The sequence below is a fragment of the Microbacterium sp. genome (assembly GCF_029263575.1).
Classification (GTDB): domain Bacteria; phylum Actinomycetota; class Actinomycetes; order Actinomycetales; family Microbacteriaceae; genus Microbacterium.
The window spans coordinates 1-18186 of the sequence record NZ_JAJUFV010000054.1 but is presented as its reverse complement, the minus strand read 5'-3'; the positions used below and the strand labels follow the sequence as shown (position 1 = coordinate 18186).

17 protein-coding genes are annotated in these 18186 nt (G+C 66.0%); 6 read left to right on the top strand and 11 right to left on the bottom strand.

Going from position 1 to position 18186, the window contains the following annotated elements; translation table 11 throughout:
• The 3 genes from Q1J95_RS07495 to Q1J95_RS07485 all read right to left on the bottom strand — a co-directional run.
• On the bottom strand, positions 1-1068 hold a 1068-nt coding region (locus Q1J95_RS07495; RefSeq protein ID WP_300266793.1), incomplete at its 3' end, for an amidase.
• Between the two features lie 29 nt (positions 1069-1097).
• The gene (locus Q1J95_RS07490) at positions 1098-1340 is read right to left on the bottom strand and encodes a hypothetical protein (protein ID WP_300266791.1); all 243 of its coding nucleotides are present in this window, start codon (positions 1338-1340) and stop codon (positions 1098-1100) included.
• A 91-nt stretch (positions 1341-1431) separates the two neighbouring features.
• The gene (locus Q1J95_RS07485; protein ID WP_300266790.1) at positions 1432-3756 is read right to left on the bottom strand and encodes a hypothetical protein; all 2325 of its coding nucleotides are present in this window, start codon (positions 3754-3756) and stop codon (positions 1432-1434) included.
• A gap of 193 nt (positions 3757-3949) precedes the next feature.
• Here Q1J95_RS07485 and Q1J95_RS07480 point away from each other — a divergent pair, with 193 nt between their 5' ends.
• A complete protein-coding gene (locus Q1J95_RS07480; protein ID WP_300266788.1) occupies positions 3950-6505 on the top strand; it encodes an NB-ARC domain-containing protein in 2556 nt (851 codons plus the stop codon).
• A 15-nt stretch (positions 6506-6520) separates the two neighbouring features.
• On the opposite strand, the gene Q1J95_RS07475 is transcribed toward Q1J95_RS07480, so the two are convergent.
• The 4 genes from Q1J95_RS07475 to Q1J95_RS07460 form a co-directional block, all read right to left on the bottom strand.
• The gene (locus Q1J95_RS07475) at positions 6521-7702 is read right to left on the bottom strand and encodes an acyl-CoA desaturase (protein WP_366945543.1); all 1182 of its coding nucleotides are present in this window, start codon (positions 7700-7702) and stop codon (positions 6521-6523) included.
• Positions 7703-7736: 34 nt separating this feature from the next.
• Positions 7737-8003, bottom strand: coding sequence for a hypothetical protein (locus Q1J95_RS07470; RefSeq protein ID WP_300266787.1), 267 nt, complete (start codon positions 8001-8003; stop codon positions 7737-7739).
• Between the two features lie 201 nt (positions 8004-8204).
• Entirely contained in the window at positions 8205-9389 is a 1185-nt protein-coding gene (locus Q1J95_RS07465; protein WP_300266786.1) for a glycosyltransferase family 2 protein, read from the bottom strand.
• Between the two features lie 71 nt (positions 9390-9460).
• The gene (locus tag Q1J95_RS07460; RefSeq protein ID WP_300266785.1) at positions 9461-9865 is read right to left on the bottom strand and encodes a hypothetical protein; all 405 of its coding nucleotides are present in this window, start codon (positions 9863-9865) and stop codon (positions 9461-9463) included.
• Between the two features lie 83 nt (positions 9866-9948).
• Between Q1J95_RS07460 and Q1J95_RS07455 the strand changes: the two genes are divergently transcribed.
• The 3 genes from Q1J95_RS07455 to Q1J95_RS07445 are packed head-to-tail and all read left to right on the top strand — an operon-like array spanning position 9949 to position 13484.
• Entirely contained in the window at positions 9949-10212 is a 264-nt protein-coding gene (locus tag Q1J95_RS07455; RefSeq protein WP_300266784.1) for a glutaredoxin domain-containing protein, read from the top strand.
• Positions 10213-10270: 58 nt separating this feature from the next.
• The gene (locus Q1J95_RS07450) at positions 10271-11710 is read left to right on the top strand and encodes an MFS transporter (RefSeq protein ID WP_300266783.1); all 1440 of its coding nucleotides are present in this window, start codon (positions 10271-10273) and stop codon (positions 11708-11710) included.
• Between the two features lie 28 nt (positions 11711-11738).
• The gene (locus tag Q1J95_RS07445; protein WP_300266782.1) at positions 11739-13484 is read left to right on the top strand and encodes an aldehyde dehydrogenase family protein; all 1746 of its coding nucleotides are present in this window, start codon (positions 11739-11741) and stop codon (positions 13482-13484) included.
• Here the strand turns inward: Q1J95_RS07445 and pip are convergent, their stop codons facing one another.
• Positions 13485-14447: a prolyl aminopeptidase gene (pip, locus tag Q1J95_RS07440; RefSeq protein WP_300266781.1), complete on the bottom strand. Its 963-nt coding sequence runs from the start codon at positions 14445-14447 to the stop codon at positions 13485-13487.
• 88 nt (positions 14448-14535) lie between these two features.
• Here pip and Q1J95_RS07435 point away from each other — a divergent pair, with 88 nt between their 5' ends.
• Together Q1J95_RS07435 and Q1J95_RS07430 are read left to right on the top strand one after the other, a co-directional pair.
• Positions 14536-15492, top strand: a complete 957-nt coding sequence (locus tag Q1J95_RS07435) for a malate dehydrogenase (protein WP_300266780.1) — start codon at positions 14536-14538, stop codon at positions 15490-15492.
• 78 nt (positions 15493-15570) lie between these two features.
• Positions 15571-16002 (top strand): dehydrogenase, encoded by a 432-nt coding sequence (locus Q1J95_RS07430; protein WP_300266779.1) that lies wholly within the window; start codon positions 15571-15573, stop codon positions 16000-16002.
• Between the two features lie 17 nt (positions 16003-16019).
• On the opposite strand, the gene Q1J95_RS07425 is transcribed toward Q1J95_RS07430, so the two are convergent.
• From Q1J95_RS07425 to Q1J95_RS07415, 3 genes are all read right to left on the bottom strand, one after another.
• A complete protein-coding gene (locus tag Q1J95_RS07425; RefSeq protein ID WP_300266795.1) occupies positions 16020-16736 on the bottom strand; it encodes a hypothetical protein in 717 nt (238 codons plus the stop codon).
• Between the two features lie 166 nt (positions 16737-16902).
• Entirely contained in the window at positions 16903-17487 is a 585-nt protein-coding gene (locus tag Q1J95_RS07420; protein ID WP_300266778.1) for a suppressor of fused domain protein, read from the bottom strand.
• A gap of 55 nt (positions 17488-17542) precedes the next feature.
• Positions 17543-18055, bottom strand: coding sequence for an SMI1/KNR4 family protein (locus Q1J95_RS07415; RefSeq protein WP_300266777.1), 513 nt, complete (start codon positions 18053-18055; stop codon positions 17543-17545).
• Positions 18056-18186: the final 131 nt, after the last annotated feature.

The window sequence follows — 18186 nt, the reverse complement described above, 5'->3', positions numbered from 1 at the left end:
TGCGGCCGCAAGAGCCTCAAGCACCTTCGCTCCGCTCAGGGCACGCCCCTCGCGCACAAGCCACGCCGTGATCGGCTCAACGAGATCGAGTTCGGCATCCGACAGATCCATGCGCGCAGCGCTCGTGCGCCAGATCGTCGTGAACATCGACGCGTATCCGCGCGGGCGCCAGTTGAACGCGTCGGCTGCGTGCCCGGCATCCGTCAGCAAGATCGTGGCAACGTCGACAGCACGCGCCGCGTCGCTGTCGAGCACGATGTCTTCGTCGTCGTCCCACGGCGACACGGTGGTGACGCCGACACGAGCGGATGCCACGGCATCCGTCGCCGCGTCGACGAAGCGACCCACCCCTGGCGCCTGCGTCGCGTACGAATACGCGCGCCCGACGACCTGCACTTCCAATAGCAACGCTGCGTCGGCCACCGTCCGCGCGATGGGACCGGCGACAGGCAATCCACCTGGGCTGTCGAGCCCGGATGCAAAAGGAATGCGCCCTCGCGACGGCTTGAGTCCGACGACGCCGACGGTCGCGGACGGAATGCGAATCGACCCGCCGCCGTCCGACGCCGGGGCCAACGGCAACAGACCAGCCGCGACCGCCGCCGCGGCACCTCCGCTCGACCCGCCGGCGCCGTTATCGAGGTTCCAGGGATCGCGTGCGGGCCGGGCGATCTGCGTCTCCGTGTACCCGGTGAGGCCGAACTCGGGAGTGTTCGTCTTGCCGAGGCTGACACCACCCGCCTCATCGAGCACGGCCGCTTGATCGGCCGTGGCATCCGGCACGAAATCACGATGCAGACGTGAGCCGAACCGCGTCGGCACGCCAGCACGAGCCACGAGATCCTTGTCGGCGAAGGGCAGTCCCCATAACCTCCCGGTCGGTGATGGTCTCAGCGCGGTGGCTCGCGCGAGCGCAGCATCCGCCGTCACCTCGACGAACGCTCCGATCTCGTCATCGAGCCGGGCGATGCGATCAAGGTAGTGAGCGGCGAGATCCACGGGGCTGAGATCGCCCCTGCGCAACGCCGCCACCTGTTCGGTCGCGGTCAGATCGTGCAGCTCTGACATGCTCCGACTCTACGTCGCACCAGCGACGGTCAGTACCGTTGCTGCGGCGGCCCACCCGGGTTCTGCGGATGCTGCGGCGGCGCGCCGTATACTCCTCCCGGTCGCTGCGCTGCACGCTCGGCGTCAGCGCGCAGGATGCCGTTCTTCACGGCCGTGCGCATGATGAGGTAGCCGATCCACAGCATGAGCGCGATCGTGCCGAGGTAGATGACCAGACCGAAGATAATGGCGCCGATGCCGAGCCCGGCGGCCACTCCTGAATAATCGTTCATGCCCACACGGTAGCGAACATCGTGCTCGCACAGGAAGGGAGGGGAACTTCGATGAATTCCCCTCCCTTCCCCGCTCGCTCCTGACTGAGCGCTATGCGCGAGCTGACGCACGCAGGCGCCACACAACCAGCGTCAACGCGCCCGCCAGCAGCAGCACAAGCCCTGCGCCGAGCGCGCCGCTGCTGTCACCACCCGTGGCGGCAAGCTGGTTATCGCCGTCTTCCGCATCGGGAGCCTGGTCCCCCGGTGTCGGAACGTCAGTCTGCGCCGGCGCGATGATCGTGGTGTCCCAGCCCTGAAGCTGCCCGTCGATGTCGTAGACGGCGATACGGTGTGCCCCGGTGATGCCCTCCGGAAGCTCGACCGTCACCGTCAGATCATCCGAAACCGTGAAGGTGCCGAGGTACTGCGGTGTGGAGAACAGCCACACGCCGATCACGTCACCAGGCTGAGCGTCGCCGATGCGCACGGTGACCTGTTCGCCTTCAACCGTTCCCTCCGGCACCGAGACCGCGCCGCCGTTATCTGCGGTCAGCTCGTCCTCAGACGGGGTCTCAGCAGGAATCTGCTCGGGCAGCTCGGGGTCGATCACAACCGGGTCCTCCACGACCGTCAACGACGTCTCCGCATCGCCATCGGTCGAACTCAGCACAACCGCATGCGGCCCAGCAGCAAGCTCGCCACTGAACGAGAACTCGACGTTGCCGTCCGCAGCCGTCGACTGCGAACCGCCATCAACACCGCCAACAGTCAACGACACCAATGCATCCGGCGCAAAACCCGTGCCAGATACGGCCACACCAGAAGACGCCAGCTCCGACACCGTCACCTCGGCAGGCGACCCCGACACCGCAGGATCCACAACAACCGGGTCATCGACGACCGTCAACGATGCTTCCGCATCGCCATCGGCCGAGCTGAGCACAACCGCATGCGGCCCAGCCGCAAGCTCGCCACTGAACGAGAACTCGACATTGCCGTCCGCATCCGCCGACTGGCTGCCACCATCAACACCACCGACAGTCAGCGACACCGAGGCGCCCGGCGCAAAACCCGTGCCAGACACGGCCACACCAGAAGACGCCAGCTCCGACACCGTCACCTCGGCAGGCGACACCGACACCGCAGGATCCACAACAAGCGGGTCATCGACGACAGTCAACGATGCTTCCGCATCGCCATCGGCCGAGCTGAGCACAACCGCATGCGGCCCAGCCGCAAGCTCACCACTGAACGAGAACTCGACATTGCCGTCCGCATCCGCCGACTGCGAACCGCCATCAACACCACCGACAGTCAGCGACACCGAGGCGCCCGGCGCAAAACCCGTGCCAGATACGGCCACCCCAGAAGACGCCAGCTCCGACACCGTCACCTCAGACGGCGACACCGACACCGCAGGATCCACAACAACCGGGTCATCGACGACAGTCAGTGTCGACGATGCGCTACCGTCAGCCGAGCTGAGCACGACGTTATACGAACCCACCCCCTGCGACCCCGATACGTATGCGAACGAGACGGCGCCATCCGCGTCCGCGTTTTTGGTTCCGCCGTGCACACCACCGACCGACAGCGACACCGACGAATTCGGGGCGAAGCCCGTGCCAGACACGGCTACGCCAGAAGAAGTGAACTCCGACACCGTCACCTCAGACGGTGACACCGACACCTCAGGGTCCACAACCACCGGGTCCTCGACAACCGTCAGTGTCGACGACGCATCGCCCTCGGTCGAGCTGAGCACCACCGCATGCGAGCCAGCTGCGAGGTCACCGCTGAACGTGAACGTGACATCGCCGTCAGCATCCGCTGTCTGGTTGCCGCCCGATGCGCCGCCGACCGTCAGCGATACCGAGGCGTCAGGCACGAAGCCGGTGCCCCACACGGTGATGCCTGAGCTCGCAAGCTCAGACACCGTCACCTCGGACGGCGACAACGTCACCTCAGGATCGACCACGATCGGATCCTCGTCCGCCGTGGCGGTCCATTCGAAGTCCAACCCGGTGCATCCGATGCTCGGCATCTTCGCGACGCCGATACCCACGGCGTCGCCATCAGCAGTGATGACACCGCTGAGCTCGTACTCGACGTCGGAGAAGGTCCACTCCTGCGTGAACGTCGACCCGGCAGTCACCTGCAACGGAGGCTGCTCGGCCCATTGGATCGCCGTCGGGAAACTACCGCAGTACAGATAGCTCTCGGTAGCGAAGTTCGTCATTCGGCCGTCGCCATCGATCGAGAACTCGACCGTCGCACCGTTGTACGCGTCGCTCGTTCCCGAGTACCCGCCGGTCGGAACCGTAGAAGCGGCGTTCGCCACGACCGGCAGTGCGAGTGCCGTCGCGATCATCGCTATCGGCACTGCCACCGCCAGACTTCGGCGCCCCCGAAACGCTGAATCCACTGTGCGCATGCATACTCCTCGTTGCTGAAAGGTGAAGATCGCCCGTGCAGAGCACACCGGGCCACCTGACACCTTGGCAGCGCACACTGCGGTGTGACGACGAACTCGGACATTCCCGGACACCCGTGCGCAGCGCGCGAACAGGCCCGATTCGTGCACTGCTAGGCTCACCGAGACCGTGCCACCCTCCCCAGGAGCCCCCGTGCATCAGACTGACGCATCGCCTTCTGCTGTGAACTGGGCTGTCGCTCCCCGCAACATCGACACGATTGCTGACGAGCTGCGCGCACTGCGCACGACCGACGGCGGCACCTCCTACGCCGAGATCGCCCGCCGCATCGAAGAGCGACGGGCTGCCCGGGGCATTCCTGAGCATGAACGTCGGCTGGCGCGCTCGACCGTATACGACTGTTTCAAATCCGGTCGTAAGCGGCTCGACATCGATCTGAGCGTCGAGATCGCGGCAGCTCTCGGACTCACCGATCCGGATCTCCCCCGGTGGCTGGAACGATGCGTCGCTGCGCAGGGCGTAGCGGACTCCGCCTCGGTCGTCACGCTGCGCACCGAGATTCCTCAGCCCGTTCCAGAGTTCCTCGGGCGTCGCGAATCGATCAGCACGATCCTCACCTGGGTCGAGCAGGGTGCCAGCACCGTCTGGATCGATGGCATGCCCGGCATGGGCAAGACCCAGCTCGCCCTGCACATCGCGTCCGTGCTGCAGCGCGATGCAGCCAGCGCCGGCGTCTTCGTCGAGCTCGGCGGTCACCGAAGCGACGCGGACGCCGCCTCACCGGATGCCGTCACCGAAGCCATCCTTCGCCATATCGGCGCCCGCGAGCACGTGACCGAGCCCGCTCCGAAACGACGGAAGCAGCTTCGCGCCCAGCTGGCATCGACGAAGACGATTCTGATCCTCGATGACGCGAAAGACGACGAGCAGGTCGCCGAGATCGTCGGTGATGCCGCGCAGGGACTCGTGCTCGTGACAAGCCGCAACCGCCCACACACGGAGGTTTCTACACGCAGATCGCTCACGCTCGAAGAGTTCGACACGGCAGAGTCCATCGCGTTGCTGAACCGGCTCACCGACGCGGGCTCGGTCGACACGGATCTTCCTGCCGCCACCCGACTCGCCGACGCTGCCGGACGCCTGCCGCTGGCGCTGACCCTTACCGGCCGGCGCCTGTCGGCCCACCCCGACTGGACATTGGCAGACCACGCCGAGCTGCTCGAGAAACGCCTTGCTGAGAACCGCATCGACGACCGAGTGCGCAGCGCTTTGTCGCTGTCGGTGACAGACCTCGACCAGCAGGCAGATCGGATGCTGCGCCTCATCGCCGACGCTCCGATCAGTGATGTCGACGCGGTCGCCGTCGCAGCGCTGACCGGCGCCACCCACGACGATGCGACAACGACGCTGACCGAACTGCACCAGCGCAACCTCGTGGTTCCGCTCGGCGACGGACAGTTCACCCTCCACGCGCTGGTGCGCGCGTTCGCCGCCGACCGATGCGCCGAATATGACTCTCCCCGCGAGCGATCTGCCGCGTTCGAACGCCTCGGTGACCACATCGTCGACTCGGTGTGGGCGGCGTATACGACCCTTTCGACATCGATCGGCGACACTCCGCGCCCGGCTCGGTTCGCGTACGCCGAGCGGTCGTGGCGCAGCGAAGAAGCAGAGAGATGGCTCGTAGACCACCTCGACGACATCCTCAGCGTCGCGTACGCCGCCGCGGCGCGAGAGCACCCGCAGATCCTCATCCGCATCTCCGAGGGCATCAGCTGGTGGCTCCATCTCACCGGACGGCATGAAGACGCGATCAGTCTGCACGAGGCCGCGGCCCAGACGGCATCGGCGATCGGCGATGCGACGGCATACGCAACCGCCAGCCTCGACGTCGGACAGGTGTTCGCCGCGCTCGGACGCGCTCAGGAGGCTCTCGTGCACCTGCGCCGCGCCGCGCGACTCGAGGGTGATCTGGATGATCCGGGCATCACCGGACTGCTGCTGAACATGATCGGCGTCGCACTGGTGTACAGCGGCGAACTGGAGCAGGCCGTCGTGAGCTTCGAGCGCGGAGCCGAAGTGCACCGCGAACTCGATCAATCCAACCGCCTGCTATCGTGCCTGGTGAACCGGGGGGTCGCGCTATCGAGATTGGGCCGCTGGGCGGATGTCCTCTCGGTCAATGACGAGGCTCTGGCGGTGGCCGAGCAGAGCGGCCACCGTCTGATGTACGCCAATCTCATGGTGAACCGTGCACAGCTGTTCATCGATCTCGATGAACCGGATACCGCATTGACCATCGCGCGCCAAGCACTCCAGCTCTCCGAAGAGGTCAACTTCAACCTCGGCGAGATCAACGCCGAGACGATGATCGGCAAGCTGCTTCGCCTGAACGCAGACCTGACCGGCGCTCGTGTGCATCTCACGCACGCGCTGGATATGGCTCGCAAGACCGCGGATGCGCGGCTGTGCGCGGAGGTGGCCATCGAGATGTGCCGTCTGCTTCTGGACGAGCGCGACGACCCCGCGCTTCATGATCTGCTGGCAGAGACCGGCCGATGGGCGCAGCAGGCGGAGGACCCCCTGCTGCACGGCCAGTTCGCTCAGCTGCAGGGGGATGCCGCGTCAGATCCTGTCGAGCAGATCACACACTGGCGTGAGGCCGCCAAGCTGTTCGAGAGCATGGGATCGCCGCACGCGAAGGAGATCCGCGAACGGCTGGCCTCGGCCGTGGCAGAGCACACCTAGAAGAGGCAGAGCCTGTCAGGCCCGACCGAACTGCGCGACCGCCGGGCAGTCGAACGGGTCGCCGGCGGCGAGCCCCACCCGATTCAGATACTCGATCACGATCGCGTACGAGTGCAGGAGTGTGGTCTCGGTGTACGGCACGTCATTGGCGAGGCAGTAGTCGCGAACGATCTCGCGCGCCTGCGCCAGGTAGGGCCGCGGCATGTTCGGGAACAGGTGGTGCTCGACCTGGTAGTTGAGACCGCCCATGAGCGCCGTCACCCACCAGCCGCCCGAGATGTTGCGGGAGGTGCGCACCTGCTTGGTGAAGAAGTCGAGTCGGGCGCCGGGCTCGATGATCGGCATCCCTTTGTGGTTCGGTGCGAACGAGGCCCCCATGTAGACGCCGAACACGGCCAGCTGCACGCCCATGAACGCGAACGCCATGCCGAGCGGCAACAGCAGGAAGACCGGCACCACCACGGCCGCGATACGCACGACGATCAACGTCAGCTCGAACCAGCGCCCGGGAACATTTTTCTTGGTGAGCAGGTACTTGAGGCTGAGGTAGTGCAGATTCAGCCCTTCGAGCGTCAGCAGCGGGAAGAACAACCACCCCTGCCGGCGCGTGATCATGCGGATCAGACCGCGCGACTTCGCGGCATCCGTCTCGAGGAACGAGACCGTGTCGACCTCGATGTCGGGATCCCTGCCGACCTGGTTGGGATTTCCATGGTGTTTGGTGTGCTTGTTGTCCCACCACGAATAGCTCATGCCCACCAGACCGACGAGGATGCGCGCCAACCGGAAGTTCGCCGGACCAGAGGTCAGAATCTGCCGGTGCGCGGCCTCGTGCGCGAGGAACGCGATCTGCGTGAAGATGATGCCGAGGGCGGCTGCGATGAGCAGCTGGAACCAGCTGTCGCCGAGCAGGATGAATCCGGTGATCGCGCCGCCGAGCGCCACGGCGATACCCGCTCCGACTGTCGCGTAGAACCAGTGCGCTCGCCGCAGCAGCCCCAGTTCGCGAACCACCTGTGACACGCTTCGGTAGGCCTTGGCCATGGGAGGGAAGTCAGCGTTTCCCGAGTACGTCTGACGCACCGGTCCGAGGGTGCCTGTGGTCTGTTCAACCTGTGGGATGGAGATACTGCTCTCCTGCCGATCGGAGCCCGTGAGCTGTGAAGCCAAGGGCGGTCGCCGATCGCTTCTGCCCATGCTAACTGGGCGCGTATACGCCGACGCGTATACGTCAGGACCGCGCGCGGCTGAGACGGCGGCGCAGTGCCAGTCCGATCGAACGCGTCGCTCGCCGCGGCGAGCGCTCAAGTGCACGTCGCGCCTCAGGAAGACTGGAGAACGATCCGAGTGCGGTGCCGTGGTTGTCGCGCGCGAGAAGCGCGGCGCCGGATGCTTCGACGAAGCCGGCGAATTCACCATCGCGTGTGGCGACGTGCACGTTGTCGTCCGCCTGTTTCCAGGTCAGCGCTGTCGATGTGAAAGTAGGGGTACTGCTCATTGTGTTGCTCATTGCTGTGTGTGGACGCGCGCGTGCGCGTCTTCAGGTTGTGGAGATCGAGAGCGGATGCCGCGCGCGTCGGTGCGAGCGGTCCGTTACGGCCCTGATCAGTGGCGACGTGAGCGCCGAAATCATGGCGAATCGTTCACGTTGCACCACCAGTCTACCCGAGATCGCTCGAACGGATGCTGCGAGAGCGTTTCAGAGTTCCCCCGGGCGCATGGCCTCGGCGTCGATGGCGCGGATGATGCGCTGCGCCGCGGTGTCTGGTTTCGGCTCTGTGCCCGCGGCATCCGATCGTCCACTGCGCCCGCGGCGCGGCGCGTAGACGAACAGCGAGTGGAAAAGGAATCGCGCGAAGAACGCGACGATCAGCGACAACGCGGTGGCCAGCACGCTGGAGATGTGCCAGGTCTCGACCATCAGCACCATGATGGGGATGCGCAGCGCAGCCTCGACGTTGTTGAACGTGAAGGATGCCGCGAAGCGGGCGCCGACACTGCGGGCATCGCGTCGCATGTCTTCGAAGACGAACCGCTCCTGCAGCAGGAAGTTGCCGATGATCGTGACCTCGGCGCCGATGATCGCCGCCCAGACGTAGTCGACCCCGAGCGTCGTGAGTGCCCACATGATGGCGAGGTTCACGATGGCGCCGATGCCACCGATGAGCGCGAACAGCGACATCTTGCCGAACCGCAGCCGCGCGAGGTGCAGCGCGAACGTCGCACCCTGCCGGAAGGTCGCCTTCGACGTGCCGTTTCGGCGTTCGGAGAACTCCATCGGCACCTCGGCGATGCGCATGTCTGTTCTGGCGAGGATCTCGAGCAGGATCTTGAACCCCTGCGGACGCAGTCTCGCCACTTCGAGGCGTCGCCGGTCGACGAGGAAGAACCCGGTCATCGGGTCGGTGCTGTTCGCCAGGCGCCGCGGGAACATCGCCTTGGTCAGCCAGGTGGCTGCTCGCGAGACACCGAAACGCACGGCCGTGCCGAGACCCCGGGTGTCGCCGCCGCCCACATAGCGCGATGCCGCGACGACGTCGGCGTCGCCCTGCTCGAAGCGCTCGATCATCGCGGGGATCAACTCGGGCGGATGCTGCAGGTCACCGTCCATCACGACGCAAACGTCCGACGCGGCTTCAGAAAGGCCGTGGACGACCGCGCCGCCCAAACCGCCGACATTGTGCGTGCGGTGGATGACTCGCACCGGCACCGGCGCATCCGCCGCGACGCGTTCGATCTCGGCCGGGGTGTCGTCTGAGCTGTCGTCGATGAAGAGGATCTCACCGCCGCGACCGGCGAGCGCCGCTCCCGCGCGCGCGACGAGTTCGGCGACGTTCGAGCGTTCGTTGAACGTCGGCACGATGACCGTGACTGCAGTGCTCACGTGCCTCCCTCAGGTCCTCGCGGCACCTCCTATCGTTTCATGCCGCTCTATGAGGGAAAAGCCGACGGCGGTCAGCGGTCGGGGCGGGAGTGCACGCCGAGAAGACTGCGGGCCATGCGGGCGACATGCGGCGGGGTGTGCGGGCCGAGCCAGACCGTCCAGGCCAGCGGCGGATCGCCGCAGGTCCATTCGACGCACCAGGCGTGAACTGCGAGCCCGAGGCGTTCGCCGGGCATTCGTTCGTGCAGGCTCTCGCCGGGGATCAGCCAGCGCACCGCGATTCCCTCGGGAACATCGATGGTTCTCATCTGCGCCCGCATCGTCGCTTCGAGAAGCACGACGCCCATGGCGTCCCACGGCAATCGCCGGCAGACATCGGTGATCATGGACAGATCGCGCATGTCTCCCGCGATGAGCACCGGTCCGTCGAGATTCTCCCAGTCCGGTGCATAATCATGTTCAAAGGCCCACGTCACACTTCGATTGTAGGTAAGGGTAACCTAACTCCACAAGGGTTGGATCCAACGCCTCCTTCCCCGACAGCGCCTATTCTTAAGTCATGACCTCTCCTGCCTCTGATGCGATCACGATGTTCGGCGCCGAATGGTGCGGTGACTGCCGTCGTACCAAGAAGCAACTCGACGACCTCGGCATCGAGTACACCTATGTCGATCTGGTCGCAGAGCCCGCCGCGGCAGACGTCGCCCGTGAGATTTCGGGTCGCACGAACATCCCGGTCGTCGTCTACCCCGACGCCTCGCACCACGTCGAGCCGTCGAACGACGACGTCGCTGCGAAACTGCGTGAGCTCTCGCTGATCTGATCTCGGGGCCCTTCCCCGAGCCCTCCCAGTCCGCTCGTCGCACCGCTACACTGGCGCGATGAGCACCGCTGCTCGACCCGAACGAGCATCCTCCCGACTCTCCGTGCCCACGATCGCGAACTACGCGGTCGGATCCCTCGGCACCGGTGGCTACGCGACGCTGCCCGGGCTCGTCCTGACATACTTCCTCACCGACAACCTCGGCGTCGCCGCTCTGGCCGCCGGCCTCATCGTGACGGCCGCCAAAGTGTGGGACGTCGTCATCGACCCTCTCATCGGCGCCGCCAGCGATCGGCAGTTCGCACGCACAGGCTCGCGCCGCGGCTTCATGCTCATCGGCGCGTTCACCCTGCCGCTGTTCTTCGCCCTGACCTTCGCGGTGCCGCCGGCGTGGGGGCCGGTGGCCGGTGCGGTCTGCGTACTGCTGGCCTTCCTCGGAACAGCAACCTCATTCAGCCTGTTTCAGGTGCCGTATGTGGCGCTTCCTGCCGAGCTGACGCGCAGCTATGACGAGCGAACTCGTCTGCTCGGCTGGCGGGTCGTCGTGCTCACCGCCGCGATTCTGCTGTTCGGAGCCGGCGGGCCGATGCTGCGTCGTGCCACCGGCGATCAGGTCAGCGGCTACCTGCTGATGGGCATCGTCGCCGGTGTCGTCATCGGCATCGGCATGCTGATAGCGACGCGAACAGCGGATGCCGCGGCATCCGCCTCCCTCACCCCCGCGAGACTGCATTCCGCGGATGAATCAGCTGGAAATCCGCGAGACCTCGTCCGCACAATGCAATCTCGGGGGCTGCGCGATCAGTATCTGACGGGGTTTCGAGCACTGCGGCGCAGCCTTCCGTTCCGCGCGCTGCTGGGGACGTTCCTGCTGCAAGCGCTCGCCACGGGCACCATGCTCGCCGGGGCCCAGTACGTCGCCACGTGGGTACTGCGCGACGAGGCCGCCGTCGAGCTGTTGTTCATCGCGCTTGTCGCCCCGGCCCTGCTCGCGACGCCCGGTTGGACGGCGATCGCACACCGCATCGGCAAGGAACGCGCATTCCTCGGCGCCACCATCCTCTATCTCGTCGCGGCGGCGAGCATCACGGCCGCCGTATGGACGCCGGGCACGTGGATCTACGCATCGGTGGCGCTCGCGGGCATCGCCTACGCGGGGCTGCAGTCACTGCCCATGGCGATGCTGCCGGATGTCATCTCACACGACGAACATACGACGGGGCCCGGCCAGGCAGGCACCTTCACCGGCATCTGGACAGCCGGCGAGACTGTCGGCTTCGCCCTCGGGGCGACGGTTGTCGCGCTGATGCTCGCCGCGACCGGCTATCTCTCGAGCATCGCCGGCGAAAACACCGTGCAGCCCGAGGCAGCTGTCACCGCAATCGTGCTCAGCTTCAGCATCCTCCCCGCAGCGCTCATGGCCGTCAGTCTGATTCCGCTGGCTCGTTACCGCCTGCGTCGTAGCGATTTTCAGAGCGCTCCGGTCGCGCCCGCATAAGCTAGGGGCACCGCCAGAAGGAGACGACGTGACGAGCGAGTTCGACGACGCTGACCGCAAGCGGTTGGATGCCGCCATCGATGAGCTGCATCGCGGCACCCGCACCTGGACTGCGCTGGCCGTCAGCCAGCGTGCGACCCTGCTGCAGGCAGTGCGATCGAGCGTCTCGGCTGTCACCGAGCAGTGGGCTCGCACGGCAGCGGATTCCAAAGGACTCGATGCGAAGCATCCGCTGCGCGGCGAGGAATGGCTGTCGGGGCCGTACAGCACCCTCGGCGCCCTCGACGCTTACATCGAGACGCTGTCTCGCCTGGCGGCCGGGCGCAATCCTCTGGAGGGTATCCGCATCGGGCGTGCACCCGGTGGACGCTGCCGTGTGCATGCCTTTCCCCTCACCGGCCTCGACTCGGTGTTGCTGTCCGGCTTCACCGGCGAGGTCTGGCTCGAACCGGGGGTCACTCCGCGTGCCGCCCGTGCGGGGGCCGGACTCGCGCAGCGCACCCCGGAGGAATCCGGCGGCGTCGGTCTGGTGCTCGGCGCGGGCAATGTGACCTCGATCCCGATCCTCGACGTGCTCTACGAGCTGTTGGCGCACAACCGCACCGTGCTGCTCAAGGTGAATCCCACCCAGGACGCGCTCGTTCCGACCTTCGAGCAGGCGTTCGCTCCGCTCATCGAACCGGGGTTCCTGCGGATCGTCCGCGGCGGCGGCGACGTCGGCGCGTACCTGACCGCGCACAAGAAGCTGGCGCACGTGCACATCACCGGATCGGCCGCGACATTCGATGCGATCACGTGGGGTCCGTCGACCGGGTCGTCCGCGGCGGCCACGAAGCGACGCCGCCGTGACAACCGCCCGCTGCTGAAGAAGCCCATCACGGCAGAGCTCGGCGGCGTCTCACCGATCATCGTGGTGCCGGGCGAATGGACCGACGCCGATCTCACCTTCCACGCCGAGCACATCGCCACGATGCGCCTGCAGAACAACGGACACAACTGCATCGCCGGTCAGGTGGTGATCCTGTCGTCAGACTGGGATCAGGGTGACCAATTCCGCGCCGCCCTGCGCCATGCCTATGCGAACGCTCCCGAACGACCACTCTGGTACCCGGCGGCAACCCAGCGCATGCAGCAGGCCGACGCCGATTACCCGGAAGCCCTGGCGCTCGGTGACCGGCTCCTCGTCGAGGTTGACACGGCGACCGACCCGACCGCCCTGCAGACGACGGAGTACTTCGCCCCGGTTCTGGGAGTGGTCGAGCTCGCCGGCACCGGTCAGGACTTCCTCGACGCGGCTGTCGCGCACGCCAACGATCACCTCCAGGGAACGCTCGGCGCGAACCTGCTGATCGACCCCGCGACCGAGCGGTCACTCGGCACCGGCTTCGAACGTGCGCTCAGCCAGCTGCGCTATGGTTCGATCGCGGTCAACGCCTGGACGGCGCTCGGTTTCATCTTCCCCACGCTGACCTGGGGCGCGTATCCCGGCAACACGCTCGATGACGTCGGCAGCGGTATCGGGGTCGTCCACAACGCCCTGCTTCTCGACCGGGTGGAACGCTCGGTCGTGCGCGGCCCGTTCCGTCCGTTCCCGCGGTCACTCGGTGCGCTGCTGCCGTCGGCGCACGGCGGTCGGTTCACGATTCTGCCGAAGCCACCGTGGTTCGTCACCGCGCGCACCGGCGCCGAGGCATCCGAGGGCCTCACCCGCTTCCGCGCCCACGGCGGGGTCATGGGGTTGTTGAAGACCCTGCTGCAGGCGCTGCGCGCCTGATCACCCCGCGAGTCGGTCGGCTGCGTCGCGCAGCGCACGCTGCATGCCAGGATCGGATGCCGCGTGCCCGGCGTCATCGACGACGACGAACTCGGCCTCCGGCCAGGCGCGGTGCAGATCCCACGCCGTCATCATGGGCGTGCACGCGTCATGCCGCCCCTGCACGATGACGGCGGGGATGTGCCGGATCGGATCGATGTTCTCCAGCAACTGCCCTTCGGCGAACCATCCGCGGTTCATGAAGAAGTGACTCTCGATGCGGGCGAAGGCCACGGCGTACTCAGGCACCGTCATGGCGGCGACCAGCTCGGGATCGGGTCGCAGGGTCACGGTGGCGGCCTCCCACTTCGTCCACGCGACAGCCGCCGGAACATGCACGGCCGGGTCAGGATCGAACAGCCGCCGATGGTACGCCTCGATCATGCGATTGCGCTCGAGCACCGGGATCGGCGCGATGAACTCCTCCCAGAGATCAGGGAAGATCGCCGCCGTTCCCCCTTCGTAGAACCACTCCAGCTCCATCTTGCGCAGGGTGAAGATGCCGCGCAGGACGAGCCCGCTCACTGCGGTCGGGTGTGCCTGGGCGTAGGCCAGGGCGAGAGCGCTGCCCCACGATCCGCCGAAGACCTGCCACTTCTCGATGCCAAGGTTCTTGCGCAGCAGTTCGAGGTCGGCGACCAGGTGCGCGGTCGTGTTGAAGCGCAGGTCGTCCGCTGGGTCAGCCGCCGACGGCGTGCTCTTGCCGCACCCGCGCTGATCGAACAGCACGATGCGGTACTTCTCGGGGTCGAAGAACTGACGCTGCCAGGGGGAGGAGGCGCCTCCCGGGCCACCGTGCAGATAGACGACCGGTGCACCCTCGGGATTTCCGCTGACCTCCCAGGCGACTCGCTGCCCGTCGCCGACGAGCAACATCCCGCTGTCGTGCGGTTCGATTGGCGGATACAGCGCATCCAGGTTCATGTTCGACCCCCGGTCAGTGAAACGACCGCTTTTGTGCGGTCATCTCACCGTATCGCGATGCTCCCGTTCCGCGTCGTAGGCTCGGGTTATGGCTACCACGATCACGATCACCGGTGCGGGCGGGCAGATCGGCTACGCCCTGCTGTTCCGCATCGCAGCAGGCGACCTGCTCGGAGCTGACGAGAAGGTCAGACTGCGTCTGCTCGAGATTCCGCAGGGTCTCGCCGCCGCAGAGGGCGCAGCGCTCGAGCTGCAAGACGGCGCCTTCAGCCTGCTCGACGATGTCGAGGTGACCGATGACGCCGCCACCGGCTTCGACGGGTGCAACCTCGCTCTGCTCGTGGGGGCACGGCCACGCGGTCCCGGGATGGAACGCGGCGACCTGCTCGCCGCCAACGCGGGGATCTTCGGCCCGCAGGGTTCTGCGATCGCCGCGGCAGCGGCCGCAGACGTTCGTGTCACGGTTGTCGGCAACCCTGCCAACACGAACGCGCTGATCGCCGCGGCATCCGCTGACGGTGTTCCCGCTGAGCGCTTCACCGCCCTCACCCGCCTCGACGAGAATCGCGCTCGTGCCCAACTGGCGCTCGCGCTCGACGCCCCCGTGTCGAGCATCCGTCGCGTCCCGATCTGGGGCAACCACTCAGCCACGCAGTTTCCCGACGTCTCACACGCGACCGTCGACGGTCGTCCGGTTCCGACGTGGCTGGAGCAGGAGTTCATTCCGCGCGTCGCGCGACGCGGCGCCGAGATCATCGAGGTGCGCGGTTCATCATCGGTGGCGTCCGCCGCGAACGCGACGATCGAGCACACTCGCGATTGGGTGCGCGGCACGGATGACTGGACCAGTGCCGGCGTCGTCTCACACGGTGAGTACGGCGTTCCCGAGGGACTGGTCTCGTCGTTCCCCGTGCGCTCGGTCGACGGCGAATGGCAGATCGTCGAAGGCCTGGAGCTGAGCGATCGAGCCCGGGCGAAGGTGGATGCCTCGGTCGCCGAACTGGTCGACGAGCGAGAGACCGTGCGTGCGCTGGGCGTGCTGTGATGACGGCCACGCCGGTCGCCGAGCGCCCGGCTACTGATTCCCACGGATGCAGGGCAGAATAGCTGTGGAGGTGCGACCATGAGCGATTCGATGACGAGCCCACTGCATCTGCCGCATGCGGCAGCCGAATGTCCGAAGTGCTTCACCGAGCTCGAAGAGAACCATGATTGGTGGCACGCGCGGCCGAAAGGCTCGCGCCTGGTCGGCCTGGTGGTCTCGCGCGAAGGTATGCCACCTGTCGTGCAGCAACGGGAGGACCTGACCCGTTTCGGTGTGCCGATCGAGGGCTTCCGGCATCCGGCCCCCGATATTCTGGAGAGCTGGGGCGACCGGCTCAGCCGGCTCATCAACACCTTGCAGACCGGCGATGTGCTCGTGGTGGCGAATCTGCACGCACTTGGCAACGACCGCGACGAAGAGACCCGCACGCTCGCCGAGCTGCGTCGCCGCGGCATCATGGTGAAGGTGCTCAGCCACGACGCCCGCCATCTCGCCGACGCGGCGCGCTGACGAAGCGCCGCGCCGCGTCAGCTGCGTTCGTCGGCGTCGCCCTGATCGCGCAGGGTGTCGTCGTCGAGAAGCGGAAGGTCGGCACGCGTGACCACCTGGGAGGTCACCGCATATTCGACCAGCCGCGAGCGTCGGTTGGTGGCAAGCTTGCCCGGGCCACCGCGCAGTCCCTGCACGCCCATACGGTCGAGCTTGTCGCAGACGTTGTCGAGCTTGCGGTTGAACTTCGTCATCGTCCAGCCCAGGCGCTTGGCCGCATCGCTCGACGAGGGCAGCTCGTTCATGCTGACGCCCTCACGTCGCAGCATCGGCTCGGCAAGGGCCACGATGAGCTGCTTCTGCAGAGGAGTGAATCGGGCCGGCATCACCGTCGTCTCACCACTCATCGACGCCTCGACATGACGTGAGACCTCATACGGTGCCTGCTCAGTGTGCAGGCTCAGCTCGTAAGTGACGGGGCCTGCGGTGAAGACGATCACGCTGCGCTCGAAGACCAGCGGCATGCGCGCACCCGGCGAGAGCCACGATTGAACCGCGCCTCCCGCACTCGACACGGTGGCCGCGAGACGCACGCCGATGTTCGCCAGCCACCAGAGCCCGTCGCGGTGCTGCAGTTCGAGAAAGTGCCGGTGCAGATAGGGGTTCTCGTCAATCGCGAGATCACCCTCGCGACCGATGATGAACGACCGGTCGAACGGCAGATCGTGCCATTCGCCAGCGAACTCGAGGCGCAGCGGCACGACCGATTTCGGTTCTTTCAGGTCGACATCAGCACGCTCTTGTGCGGAACTCGTGTCCTTCACGTAATAACCCCCTCGGCACATATCCTGCCATGGAGGGCGTCAACCGCGTAGAGCGGTCGGCCAGCGACGATATCCCCGACGATCACCTGCGCCGTGGTTATGCGCCGGTCAGCACGCTGGCGCGGTCGATCGAGAAGAGGTCGGGCTGCGCGCGCACGAACGCATCCTCAAGAGCTGCGGGCCCGTGCGCAATCACGAGGTCGGCCTCGTCTGCGGTGATCGGAACCAGCTGCAGCCAGGTCACATGCACATCGTCGTCGTCATACTGTTCGAATCCTGCATCCCAGATGAACGGAGAAACCGAGAAGAGGTGCGGGGTCGCGGCATCGGGGTAGGCGTTCGACACCGCACCGCGATACACCGTCCCCGGTTTGACGTCGTTGGCCGGATCGATCTCGAAGGCACTCGCCGCGACGGCGTCGCCAAACTGGTCGAGACGACCGTCGACCGCGGCGACAAACTCGACCCGAACCCCGCGGCCGTCCGGGGTGCGAAAAGGTGTTTCGAAAGCGCTGGCCTCGACAGTCGCCCACGAGTCGACACCGCGAGCGGGCGAGTCCTTCACCTGCAGAATCCCGACGGCCCGAGATTCGTCTGCCGTCGTGCGCGTCGTCGGCGGCTCTTGCGGTTCTGCCTCAAAACCAGCAAGTACACGAGCAACGATCTCGTATGGGTTGATCACAACGTCTCCTTCGTGGGATCAGGGTCCGCTCACCTCAGCGCTCGCACCTCGATCGTCACTGGTCGGTGATGCCTGCGGCTCTCGCCTGTTCCTCCAGTTTGCTGATCTGACGTTTCGTGTACTCAATCATGCTCACGAAGTACTGGCCGAACGTGTCAAAAGTCTCTATGACCTCACCCTCAGCAAGCCAATGCACGTTGCGCCCGACGACACCGTCGTCGATCGGCATGACGAAGATGTCAGCTTGTTCGAGACTCGCAGCAATCGTCAGCAGATCCTCGGTGGTTCGACCAAGATCCTCCAGCGGTTCAGGCGCGTACTCGAAAGCCTCAAGTGACGAGTCCCGCAACGGTCCGCCGACGAGCTCACCGGCGCCGAACAGGGTGACGGATTGATGAAAACACTTCCAACCGTCCGCGTACCCAAGAAACCCGCGAAGCTCAGAATCAAAGGTTATGCCGAGCGACCTTTCCGCTGCGTTGATGGACTCCTCCGGCGCTGCTACCTCAGGAAGCTGGTGCGGGAAAATTCCTTTGGGATCCCACGCCGCGAGGTTCTGCTTCGCCATCACCATCTCCACGATGGGTGGGCGCCAGTCTTCGATCGTCGGCCGTGAACACCTCGTGCGCATAGACCTTCGTGCTTCGCCGACCGTCGTCCCAGGAAATCGACTCAGTCAACTCTCCATGCATCGTTCCG